The organism is Prevotella sp. KH2C16 (assembly GCF_900113305.1).
GTDB lineage: Bacteria > Bacteroidota > Bacteroidia > Bacteroidales > Bacteroidaceae > Prevotella.
In genome coordinates this window covers 1-12,642 of sequence record NZ_FOOW01000017.1, presented here as the reverse complement: position 1 = coordinate 12,642, position 12,642 = coordinate 1, and the positions used below count along the sequence as shown (strand labels likewise).

Sequence of the window (12,642 nt, the reverse complement as noted above, 5' to 3'; positions counted from 1 at the left end):
TTTGTCGGATGATCTCGGCGATTTTGTCCCACAATCTCGGCGATTTTGTCAGGCAGGAAGCCGCTTCCGGTGAAAATTCCGGCTAATAAAAGAAGTACTCGCGCAATAAATCAGGCTGGACGGGCGTTACTATTATCGTATATATACCAAACAAGAACGGAAATGATAGAATACATCAGGGGCGAATTGACGGAACTTACCCCCGCCCTGGCGGTCGTGGAGACCGGCGGCGTGGGCTATGCGCTGAACATTTCGCTGAATACTTACACGGCCCTTCAGGGCAGGAAAGAGGTGAAGATCTATGTCCACGAGTCGCTCGTTACGGGAGGCCGCGACGACTCGTTCTCGCTCTATGGCTTCGCTTCCAGGCAGGAGCGCGAGCTCTACCGGATGCTCATCACCGTGTCGGGAGTGGGAGCCAACACCGCCCGCATGATTCTCTCGGCCTCCTCGCCGTCGGAGCTCTGCAACATCATTGCCAACGGCGACGAGAAGATGCTCAAAGGCGTGAAGGGCATCGGGCTGAAGACGGCGCAGCGCATCATCGTCGACCTTCGGGACAAGATTGTCAACAGCGGCATCGCACAGGAGCTGCATGTGAGCACGGAGCCGTCGTCGGCCGTCGATGCGGCCGTGAAGGACGAGGCCGTGAGTGCCCTCACCATGCTCGGGTTCTCGCCCGCGCCGTCGGCCAAGGTGGTGTTATCCATCCTCAAGGAGCAGCCCGAGCTGCCCGTGGAGCAAGTGGTGAAACTGGCGCTGAAGCTGATAAAATAAAGGAGATGCCCCTCCGGTCTCCCTTTGGAGAACGGGCAGGGAAAGCAGACGATGAAGTTTAGGGAGTCGATAGTCTGGCTTGTGGCGGCCATGTTCATGTTGAGCATGGCCGGATATGCCATGTCGATACCTTTCCGTCAGGATGTGCGCACCCGGCAGAAGCCGAAGAAAGACACCGTGCGGGTGAAGGCGCAGCCCGTCATCGACGCCGACGAGGAGATTCCCGACTCGCTGCTTCACCCCCGGTGGAGGATTCAGCGGACCACCCCCGTTACCCTCGACGACCTCGGGCAGCATGCCGCCGACCTCCAGCGACCCGATAATCTGAAGCAGGAAGTGATCTATAACGACACCCTCGACCGGTATATCATCGGCTCGAAAATCGGCAATACCTGGGTGGCTGCTCCCGTGATGATGACCCCGGAGGAGTTTCAGAAGTGGAGCGAGAGGCAGGCCCGCAACCAGTTCTTCCGCTCGAAGAACGACGCCGTCTATCAGGCGAAGGGCAAGGAGAAGTTCGATTTCACCGACATGCACTTCGACCTGGGCCCCGCGGAGAAGATATTCGGCCCGGGTGGAGTCCGTATAAAGACGCAGGGAACGGCAGAGCTGAAGTTCGGGGCGACCCTTAAGAACATCGACAATCCCAGCCTCCCCATCCGCAACCGGAAGACGACGACCCTCGACTTTGACGAGAAAATCAACCTGAATGTTAACGGCAAGGTGGGCGACAAGGTGAACATGAACCTCAATTACAACACCGACGCCACCTTCGACTTCGACACCCAGAACCTCAAACTGAAGTATGACGGCAAGGAGGACGAGATCATCAAGCTCGTGGAGGCGGGCAATGTGTCGTTCCCCTCTAACTCCTCGCTCATCACGGGAGCCAGCTCGCTCTTCGGCATCCGCACCGACATGCAGTTCGGCAAGCTGAAGTTGCAGCTGGTGGCGTCGCAGAAGAAGAGCTCCTCCACGAGCGTCTCCTCCCGGGGCGGGGTGCAGTTGACTCCGTTTGAGATAGATGCTGCCGACTACGAGGAGAACATGCACTTCTTTCTCTCGCAGTATTTTCGCGACCACTATGATGCCGGGATGCAGACCCTGCCTAACCTCACCGCGGGCGTGAAGATAAACCGCGTGGAGATATGGACGACCAATAAGACGGGTACTACGGTCAATACGCGCAGCATCATAGCCCTTACCGACCTCGGCGAAAACCAGAGAGTGTCGAACCCGAGATGGGCGGTAATGGGGCAGCCCGTGCCCTCGAATGCAGCCAACTCGGAGTATTCGGAGATGACGGGAGCCTATGCTGGTGCCCGCGACATCGACCAGACCTCGACCGTTTTGGATGGAGGAGGACTCGTGGGAGGCGCCGACTATGAGAAGATAGAGAGTGCCCGGCTGCTCAATCCGTCGGAATACACGGTGAACGAGGCGCTCGGCTATGTCTCTCTCCGCACCGGCATCCAGACCGACCAGGTGCTCGCCATTGCCTACGAGTACACCTACGGCGGCCGCACTTACCAGGTGGGGGAGTTCGCTTCGGATGTTACGGATGTCAGTCAGGCCCTCTTCGTGAAGTCCCTGAAGAACACTTCCAACAACCCCACGCAGGGAAACTGGGACCTGATGATGAAGAATGTCTATAATCTGGCAGCCTCCGTGGAGAAGGATAAGTTCCGGCTGGATGTCAAGTTCCAGAGCGATACCGCCGGTGTCTACCTCACCTACATTCCCGAACAGCAGGTGAAGGACACGCCGATTATCCGTGCCCTCGGTGCCGACAGGCTGGACAATAACAACAACGCGCACTCCAACGGCTACTTCGACTATGTGGCGGGCTACACCGTGAGCAACGGGCGTGTGTTCTTCCCGAAGGTGGAGCCGTTCGGATCCTATATGTATGATTACCTCGTCGGCCGTGGCGTGCCCGCCGACAAGGCCGCGACATACGCCTTTACCGAGCTCTACGACTCTACGAAGACCGTAGCGCGGCAGATAGCCGAGAAGGACAAGTATGTGCTTGCGGGACAGTTCCGGGGCACGCTGGCCAATGTCATCTCCCTCGGGGCCTACAATGTGCCGCAGGGGTCGGTGGTGGTAACGGCGGGCGGAGTAACCCTTGCCGAAGGCTCCGACTACTCCGTGGACTATAGTGCGGGTGAAGTTACCATCCTGAATCAGAGCATCATCGATGCCGGGACGCCGGTGAATGTGTCGCTGGAGAGCAATACCGACTATGGTCAGATGCGCAAGACGATGTTCGGATTGAACTGGGAATACGACTTCACGAAGAACTTCCAGTTGAGTGGAACCGTCCAGCACCTGTCCGAGCAGGCGCTCACCACGAAGGTGAACATGGGTTCCGAGCCTCTGAACAACACCCTCTGGGGCGTCAACCTGAACTGGAAGAAGGAGAGCCAGTGGCTCACCAACATGCTCGACAAGATTCCTTTCCTGCATGTAACGCAGCCCTCCCACATCTCGCTGAACGCCGAGTTCGCCCAGTTGATTGCCGGTCAGAGCTCCGGAACGCAGGATAATGCCTCTTATCTGGATGACTTCGAGAACACGACGAGCAAGATGGATGTGTCTACGCCGTCGTCGTGGATCATCTCGAGCGTGCCCGCCATGTTCCCGAATTACAACGACAAGACCACCTTGCAGAGCGGGTATGACCGTTCGCTGCTGGCCTGGTACAACATCGACCCGCTCTTCACGCGGCGCAGCAGTTCGCTCACGCCGGCCCATATCAAGAGCGATCTGGAGCAGCTCTCTAATCATTATGTGCGCGAAGTGTATGTAAACGAGCTCTTTCCGAACAGGGATCAGAGCAGCTACAACGGTGCCATTTCCACGCTCCCGATACTGAACCTCGCCTATTACCCCGCCGAACGCGGGCCTTACAACTTCAATTACGCCGACTTCAACTATGACGGAACGCTCGCAAACCCCGTCCGCCACTGGGGAGGAATGATGCGCAAGCTCGACACCAACGATTTCGAGACGGCCAATATCGAGTATATCGAGTTCTGGATGATGGATCCTTTTATTTATACGAACCGGCAGCCGGACGCCAATACCTATGGCGGCGACTTCTATATCAACCTCGGCGAGGTGAGCGAGGATGTGCTCCGCGACGGCAAGAAGTTCTATGAGAGCGGCATGCCGGTCGACGGCTCTGACAGCTTTGTCTATACCCAGTGGGGCAAGATTCCGACTCAGGCCACCGTAACCTATGCCTTTGCCACGGGTGCCGGCAACCGTGCCTTGCAGGATGTGGGGTTCAACGGCCTCACGGACGACGAGGAAAAGACCTTCTCTTCCTACCAGACCTTCCTCACGCAGGTGCAAGGCAGGGTGAGCCCGGATGTCTTCCAGGCCATCATGAACGACCCCGCGAACGACGACTACCACTATTTCCGCGGCACGGACTTCGACCAGGCGCAGGCTTCCATCCTCGAGCGATACAAGAGAATCAATATGCCGCAGGGCAATTCTCCCGACACCGAGAGCCGTGCGGAGAGCTACGACACCTCCTATAAGACGACGCCCGATGTGGAAGACATCAACCAGGACTACACGCTCAACGAATATGAGAAGTATTATCAGTATAAGGTATCTATCCGACCGCAGGACATGGTGGTGGGCAAAAACTACATCGTGGACAAGCGGGCGGCAATGGCACCGCTGCGCAACGGCACCTCCGAGGAGGTGAACTGGTATCTTTTCCGCATCCCGCTGGAGGATTATGAGAGCAGGGTAGGGGCTATCTCCGACTTCACGAGCATCCGTTTCATGCGCATGTTCCTGACTAACTTCCGGCAGCCTGTCGTGATGCGCTTCGGCAGTCTCGACCTCGTGCGCGGCGACTGGCGTGCCTATGAGCAGACATTAGACAACTCCGGTTCCTCCGGAGGCGTGATGGCGGTGAGCTCGGTGAACATAGAAGAGAACAACGACAAGACTCCCGTGAACTATGTTCTCCCTCCCGGCATCCGCCGTGAGCAGGATCCCTCGCAGCCGCAACTCGTAGAATCCAACGAGCAGGCACTTAATTTCGTGCTCTCCAACTTGGGGTCCAACGAGGCGAAGGCGGTCTACAAGAACACGGCTCTCGACCTCCGGCAATACAAACGGATGCAGATGTTTGTCCACGCGAACGCCATGGAGCAGAACTCCACCGACCTCGCGGACAACCAGCTGGCCATGTTCATCCGTCTCGGAAGCGACTACAAGAGCAACTATTACGAGTATGAGATTCCGCTGAAGCTTACGGCTCCGGGAGTCTATGACAAGTATTCTCTGGCCGACTGTCAGGCTGTATGGCCGGAGGAGAACATGCTGGATGTGCCCATAAGCGTCTTCACCCGTCTCAAGAAGGAGCGCAACCTCGCCCGGGCTGCGGGCACGGCCTCGTATAACCGTGTCTTCTCGGCCTACGACGAGGAGCATCCGGCCAACAAGGTCAGCATCAAGGGCAATCCCACGCTGGGTGAGGTGAAGACTATGATGATAGGTGTGCGCAACCTCGCGGGCAGCCAGAAGTCAGGCGAGGTGTGGGTGAACGAGCTGCGCATGAGGGAGTCCGACAACGAAGGAGGCTGGGCGGCGAACGGCAATCTGAATGTGCAGCTCTCCGATTTCGGTACCGTAAACCTCCAGGGACGCTACATCTCGGAGGGCTTCGGGGGCCTGGAGGAGGGCGTGATGCAGCGTTCCACCGACGACTACAAGACATACAGCGTTACGACGAGCCTCGAACTGGGCAAGTTCTTCCCGGACAAAGCCAAGGTGTCGGCACCTCTTTATTATAGTCTGACCAAGGAGGAGACCCGCCCGAAGTATAATCCGCTGGACACCGACATGAGGCTCGACGACGCTCTCGACGCCGCCGCCAACCGCCACGAGCGCGACTCCATAGAGAGCATTGCCGTTACGAAAACCACGAACTCCAACTTCTCGCTCTCCAATGTGCGCGTGGGAATCCAGAACAAGCGGCATCCGATGCCCTACGACCCCGCCAACTTCTCGCTCTCCTACAGCCATTCCCACCGCTACACGACGGGCCAGACCACCGTATATGAAAAGGAAGACAACTGGCGCGGTGCCCTCAACTACAGCTGGACGCCGGTATATAAGGCGTGGGAGCCGTTCAGGAAAATCAAGAACAAGTCGAAATGGCTGGAAATCCTGCGGCGTTTCGGACTCAACTGGCTACCCCAGAATGTGGCTTTCAACACCGAGCTCACCCGCAACTACTATGAGCTGCAGGAGCGAGACATGGAGAACCTGCTTGATACGCAGCGTCCCCTCACCTTCAGCGAGCAGTTCCTGTGGAACAGGGACTTCACCCTGAGATGGGATTTGACCAAGAATCTGCACATGAGTTTCCAAAGCGCGACCCACGCGGAGATAGAAGAACCCTACACGCCGGTGAACAAAGACCTCTATCCCGACCAGTATTCTGCTTGGAAAGACTCGGTGTGGACATCCATAAAGCATTTTGGCACGCCCCTGGACTATAACCAGAACTTCCAGCTCTCCTATCAGCTGCCGCTCAACCTGATACCTCTCTTCGACTGGGTGAACGCCAACGCCACCTACAACGCCACCTACAGCTGGGTGCGCGGGACGGATCTGGAAGACGGAACCTCGCTTGGCAACACCGTCACCAATAATCGCGACCTCAACATAAACGCCACCTTCAGCATGGAGAGGCTGTATAACCACATTCCGTTCCTGAGGAAAGCCAACGAGCGATTCAACAAGGAGCCGAGCCGTTCGCAGATAGACAGGGAGCGGCAGGAACGCCGGAGGAAGCGCGAGGAGACCCGGAAGTCGCAGCCCAAGGATGCCCGGGACCGGGCGGCAGAGCGCCAGCAGAAGGCTCTGCCCCGCAATCAGCGCAGCTTCGAGAAGGAGATAACCCTCCTGCCCGATACCATTATCAGCGTGAACCACGGCAAGAAGACCCGCCGCTTCACGCTCACGGCGAGGACGGAGGACGGCAGACCCTATCCGCTGAAGTTCCGCAAGGTGGGCGAAGACCAGATAAAGATAACCAGCAAGGTGGACTCCGCGCTGCGCCTGAAGATTACCGTTACCCCCAAGCCGCCGCTCGACAACCAGTCTTGGTATAAGACCGCCCAGGCCGCCGCACGCCTGTTGATGATGGTGAGGAATGTGAGCGTGAGCTACCGCAACCAGTATTCGATGTCGCTGCCGGGCTTCATGCCGACCGTGGGCGACGCCTTCGGCCAGACCCGCGGCACGGGTGCGCTCTCGCCGGGACTTGACTTTGCCTTCGGACTTACGGGCGACTCCTACATCGAGCGCGCCCGCGAGAACGACTGGTTGCTGATGAACAGCTCCTATGCGATGCCCGCCACCTCCAACCAGACTTCCGACCTGCAGCTCCGCATGACGCTCGAGCCCGTGAAGAACCTGAAGATAGACCTCAACGCAGCCCGCACGCAGACCCGTGCGAAGAGCGTGCAGTATATGTATGCGGGCAACCCCACCACCCAGAGCGGCACCTTCACCATGACCACCATCTCGCTCCGCAGTGCCTTCGAGGGCATCGGCGATGCTGCCTCGGGTTTCCGTTCCAAGAGCTTCGACCGCTTCTGCGCTTCGCTCGACGGCTTCCGCGACAGGGTGGAGGCTCGCTATGCGGGTGCGCCCTATCCGCTCTCGTCGCCCCTTGCCGGGCAGACCTTCGACGCCGTCAACGGCGGGGTAGACCGCTATAGTGCCGATGTCATGATTCCCGCGTTCCTTGCCACCTATACCAGCGGCGGCGGCCGTTCGCTCGACATTTTCCCTGCGCTCTCGCGCCTGTTGCCCAACTGGACCGTGCGCTACAGCGGCCTGACCCGGCTGCCGTGGTTCCGCGAGGTGTTCAAGAGCTTCAATGTCAATCACAGCTATAAGAGCATCTACGCCGTGGGGTCGTACAGCAGCTTCAGCACCTATATGGAATACATGAACGGCCTGGGCTTCGTCAGCGACGCCACGACGGGAAACCCCGTGCCGAGCAGCATGTATAATGTCTCCACCGTCAGCATCAACGAGGCTTTCTCGCCGCTGCTGGGCATAGACATGACCTTCGAAAACAACCTTACGGCGAAGCTCGAGTATCGCACGACGAGGGTTTTGAGCCTGAGCATGACGAGCGTTCAGATCAACGAGGCGACGAGTCATGACTGGGTGATAGGCATGGGTTATCGCATCAACAACCTCAGGCTCTTCGGCGACGGAGGGCGGCGCAAGGTGAAGAACAAGAAGAACGCCACGCAGCCCGGCACCGCCCCGGCCGCGGGAAGGGGACGGGCCAACCACGACCTGAACCTCCGCCTCGACCTCAGCTATCGCCGGCAGGCCAGCATCAGCCGCGACATCGCCTCGATGACGAGTGCCGCCAGCAGCGGCAACACCGCCCTGAAGCTGAGCTTCAGCGCCGACTACACCCTCTCGCGGCTGCTCACCATGAGCTTCTATTACGACCGGCAGACCAACCGCCCGCTGCTGGCCAGCAACAGCTATCCCACCACCACCCGCGACTTCGGCCTCAGTCTGAAGTTCAGTCTGACGCGGTAAGCTGAGGCTGCGATGGCTTACCTTAAACAAGGAAGCGGCAAACAGCAAAGTAAAATCACTTATTTTACCTGACAAAATCGCCGATTTTGGCTTGCAACTAATCAAAGAAAATGAAGAAAAATCGAAGTTGGTGTAAACTGACTGATAATGAGGAGGAAACGGAATGATTTGCATAAAAATGCCCTGTTCGTAAAGGGCAGTAATATGCAGATTTAAGCAGAAGTTCAGTTACCAAAGCGTTACCCGATTTGGTGATAGGTAACGATGAAGCAATATTCGGTAACTGAATTATTTTCGCTCGTGTGGCTGTTGCTTCGGTCGGCAGTTTTCTGCATAAGTGAGGAACGCTTTAATTCGGGTAACTTTGCCCACAAATATTAAAGCGTATGAAAACAGAAAAAATGAAGGTGTTGCTCTACCTTAAAAAGAGCGGTCTTGACAAGTCGGGCAAGGCTCCGATTATGGGACGTATCACACTTGGAAGAAGTATTGCGCAGTTCAGCTGTAAGCTATCCTGCAATCCCGACTTATGGAATCCCCGTGAGAGCCGAATGGACGGAAAAAGCCGTGAGGCGGTGGAAGTGAACGGCAGGTTGGAAAACCTGTTGCTGTCCGTTCAGTCGGCTTATCAGTCCCAGCTCTCCAAAGGTTGCCCGTTTAACGCGACCGATGTGAAGGAGCAGTTTCAGGGCAGCGTGCAGACACGGTGCATGCTCATCGAAAGGCTGGACATGCTCATCAAGGAAAAGGAAAACCATGTAGGTATAGACATCAAGGAAGGAGCCATACACGGCTACCACTCAACCCGCACACATTTACAGAAGTTCATTCAACGGAAGTACAAGGTCTCGGACTTGGCTTTCTCGCAACTCACAGAGAATTTTATCCATGAGTTCCGGCAGTATTTCTTAGGTGAGTGCGGTTTTCAGGAAAGCACGTTCTATAATGTAGCCACGCATTTGAAGACGGTATGCAGGTTGGCTTACCGTGAGGGATTGGCTGATACACTCCTGTTTGACAAAGCCAAAATCAGCAAGGGCGACAAGAAACTGCCAAAGGCTCTTGACCGAGCAGCATTGGATAAGTTAAAAGCACTCTGCTTTGAGGATTTGGAGGAGGATTTGGAAACGGCAAAGGACATCTTTCTCTTTGCCTGTTATACAGGTGCAGCCTATTGCGATTTGATGGAACTGAGCAAATCCCATCTCGTCCGTGATGATGAGGGAAGCCTGTGGCTGAAATTCAATCGTCAGAAGACAGGCGTACTTTGCCGTATCAAGCTGCTGCCCGAAGCCATTAGGCAGATAGAGAGGTTTCACAGCGATGAAAGGGAAACATTGCTCCCCTATGTCAAGTACAAAAACTATCAGACCTGTCTGAAAGCCCTGCGGCTTCGTGCAGGCATTTCGTTCCCCTTTACCACGCATACTGCAAGACACACCTTTGCAACGCTCATCACGCTTGAACAGGGCGTGCCCATCGAGACGGTGAGCAAGATGCTGGGACATTCCAACATAAGCATGACGGAACGCTATGCAAAGGTAACACCACAGAAACTTTTTGAGGAGTTCGACCGTTTCCTCTCTTTCACCGAAGATTTACGTTTGACCATATAAAAGACAACCATTATGAGAAGTACATTCAAGATACTGTTCTATATCAACAGACAGAAAACTAAGGCAGACGGCAACACCGCCATTCTCTGCCGTATCACCATAGACGGAAAAAGTACCACCATTACCACGGGCGAAGAATGTAAGCCCTCTGAGTGGAACGCCAAGCAGGGCTTGACGACTGACAGAAAGACCAACCAAAGACTATATGAATTCAAGGAACTTGTGGAAAAGGCCTATCGGGATATACTGACAAAGGACGGAGTGGTAAGTGCCGAACTTATCAAGAACCTCCTGCAAGGTATAGCAGATAATCCGACAACGCTCCTTGCCATGAGCAAGGCGGAGCTGCAAGCAGTCAAGGAAAGTATTGGAAGGTCAAGGGCAGAGGGTACCTATCTGAACCTGTCCCATTCTGACAGAAATCTCCGTGAGTTTGTGGAAAGTAAAGGGGTGCTGGATATCCCCATTGCCACCATTGCGGAGGACTTGTTTGAAGAATACCGCTTCTTTCTCAAAAAGCGTGGATTGAAGGGAACGACTATCAACAACTATCTCTGCTGGCTGAGCAGGCTGATGTTCCGTGCAGTAAGTCAAAGGATTATCCGATGCAATCCCTTTGAGCATGCCAAGTATGAGAAGGAGGAAAAGACGATACGCTTCCTGCAGAAGAGCGATGTTGCAAAGCTCATGGCAATGACGATGAATGACAGGGAAGCAGAACAGGCAAGACTGATGTTCGTCTTTTCCTGTTTTACAGGACTGGCAATCGCCGATATGGAACACCTGCAATATGGGCATATCCAAACGGCAGCGGATGGGAGGAATTATATCCGCAAGGAACGCCAAAAGACAAAGGTGGAGTTCATTGTGCCGCTGCATCCGATAGCAGAGGCCATTATCCGCCATTGTCGGGAAGAAAAGGAGGGAAACGAAGAACAGCAGACTGTGAAAGAAAAAGGTGAGACCCTTATCTTTCCCAGTGATTGCAGCCGAAGCGTGATAGATACCAAACTGAGCATTGTAGGCAAGGCTTGCGGCATTAAGGAACGGTTGTCGTTCCACATGGCTCGCCACACTTTCGGAACGATGAGTCTTAGTGCAGGAATCCCTATTGAGAGCATAGCCAAGATGATGGGACACGCTTCCATATCAAGCACGCAGATATATGCACAGGTAACGGACAAGAAAATTTCTGAAGATATGGACAGGCTCATTGCCAAGCAATCGGTAAAGGGAAAGGAAACTGCGGAGAGAGGGGCTTGTGAACTTTCGGATATATCAACCTATAAAATGGAGGAAACGGCATGAGGACAAGCAAAAATTCAAAGAGCAAAAATAGCACGTACAATCATCGCAGTATCTTTGATTGGGGCAGTAATATGCAGGTTATCCGCAAGGGTGAAGGCGAGATTGCCATGACGGAGGGAGAACTTGTGAGGTTCTTCGGTGTGTCGTGGAGAAAACTCAATTATAGGCTTCAGACAATTATTAAATCTTCCGACCTGCATCCCAATGAAAGGGGTGCAGGTGAGGAGGAAGTCATTATCAACGGACAACGCAAAGGTTATACACCGCTCTATCCGCTTTCTGTCATCATCGCCCTGTCCTTTCTGTTGGACAGCACGGAAGCGCATTTATTCAGAAAGTACATCAGTAGAAGATTGCAGACAGAGACTGCCATTGTAACGCCAATCTTCCTGTTGGGCAATACCAAGAACTGATGGATATATTTCCTTTTTCTTTCACCGATTATATCTTACTACATTACTACAATAGGAGTTAAAGCGGTGAAAGAGAAAGGATTAATGTGTAGTTGGGTACTCAAAATAATTATACTACGCAGTAAGGTAGTGTAAATTGAACTGTGTCAAGGTCATTTTCCTTATTATATTAACCTCAGATGGGGAACACGCTTTTTAATCGTGTTTTCCAAATGAGGAGCCTTTCTGGTTGCGAAGTTACATAATTTCAAATCTATCGCCAAATTTTATTGCCAATTGTTGTGAGATGAGTGCCCAGTTCGCAAGGGGCATGGTCCACTTCTCGCTGACATTACGATATGCCAGATAGACCAGTTTCTCCAAGGCTGCATCAGATGGGAATACGCCCTTGTTCTTCGTAACTTTGCGTATCTGGCGGTGGTAGCCTTCGACGGTGTTGGTCGTATATATGAGACGTCGGATTTCCTTGGTGTACTGGAAGAACTCCGTCAAGCGCTCCCAATTGTCACGCCATGACTTGATGACGATAGGATACTGTTCGCCCCATTTGGCTTCAAGGTTGTCAAGTTCCGTTTCCGCAGCCTCTTTGCTAACGGCTCCATAGATACGCTTCAGATCTTTCAGAAACTCCTTCTGGTGCTTGCTGCCAACATACTTGATGGAATTGCGTATCTGATGCACTATACAGAGTTGAACGGCAGTATGTGGGAATACGCTTTGGATAGCATCAGGGAAGCCCTTCAGACCGTCCACACAGCATATCATAATGTCCTCCACGCCACGGTTCTGCAAGTCCGTAAGCACCTCAAGCCAGAAGTTGGCTCCTTCGCTCTTTGCGACGTACATGCCAAGTAACTCTTTATGACCCTCCTTGTTTATGCCCAGAACATTGTAAATGGCACGAGTGACTGCACGACCTG

General features: G+C 54.4%; 6 protein-coding genes. 5 read left to right on the top strand and 1 reads right to left on the bottom strand.

Features of this window, described 5'->3' with window-relative positions:
• The first annotated feature begins 162 nt into the window (after positions 1-162).
• The 5 genes from ruvA (at position 163) to BM114_RS10380 (ending at position 11,722) form a co-directional block, all read left to right on the top strand.
• Positions 163-777, top strand: a complete 615-nt coding sequence (gene ruvA / locus BM114_RS10400) for a Holliday junction branch migration protein RuvA (protein ID WP_092113223.1) — start codon at positions 163-165, stop codon at positions 775-777.
• Between the two features lie 51 nt (positions 778-828).
• Positions 829-8,385, top strand: coding sequence for a T9SS outer membrane translocon Sov/SprA (gene sprA, locus BM114_RS10395; protein WP_092113222.1), 7,557 nt, complete (start codon positions 829-831; stop codon positions 8,383-8,385).
• A 386-nt stretch (positions 8,386-8,771) separates the two neighbouring features.
• Positions 8,772-10,001: a site-specific integrase gene (locus BM114_RS10390; protein ID WP_092113221.1), complete on the top strand. Its 1,230-nt coding sequence runs from the start codon at positions 8,772-8,774 to the stop codon at positions 9,999-10,001.
• Positions 10,002-10,013: 12 nt separating this feature from the next.
• Positions 10,014-11,309, top strand: coding sequence for a site-specific integrase (locus tag BM114_RS10385; RefSeq protein WP_092113219.1), 1,296 nt, complete (start codon positions 10,014-10,016; stop codon positions 11,307-11,309).
• The gene (locus BM114_RS10380) at positions 11,306-11,722 is read left to right on the top strand and encodes a hypothetical protein (RefSeq protein ID WP_092113217.1); all 417 of its coding nucleotides are present in this window, start codon (positions 11,306-11,308) and stop codon (positions 11,720-11,722) included. Before BM114_RS10385 ends, BM114_RS10380 begins: the two co-directional genes overlap by 4 nt.
• A 237-nt stretch (positions 11,723-11,959) precedes the next feature.
• Here BM114_RS10380 and BM114_RS10375 read toward each other — a convergent pair.
• On the bottom strand, positions 11,960-12,642 hold a 683-nt coding region (locus BM114_RS10375; RefSeq protein WP_143089304.1), incomplete at its 5' end, for an IS256 family transposase.

Coding starts and splice junctions, on each gene's coding strand:
- ruvA (WP_092113223.1), top strand. CDS start 163: ATGATAGAATACATCAGGGGCGAATTGACGGAACTTACCCCCGCCCTG.
- sprA (WP_092113222.1), top strand. CDS start 829: ATGAAGTTTAGGGAGTCGATAGTCTGGCTTGTGGCGGCCATGTTCATG.
- BM114_RS10390 (WP_092113221.1), top strand. CDS start 8,772: ATGAAAACAGAAAAAATGAAGGTGTTGCTCTACCTTAAAAAGAGCGGT.
- BM114_RS10385 (WP_092113219.1), top strand. CDS start 10,014: ATGAGAAGTACATTCAAGATACTGTTCTATATCAACAGACAGAAAACT.
- BM114_RS10380 (WP_092113217.1), top strand. CDS start 11,306: ATGAGGACAAGCAAAAATTCAAAGAGCAAAAATAGCACGTACAATCAT.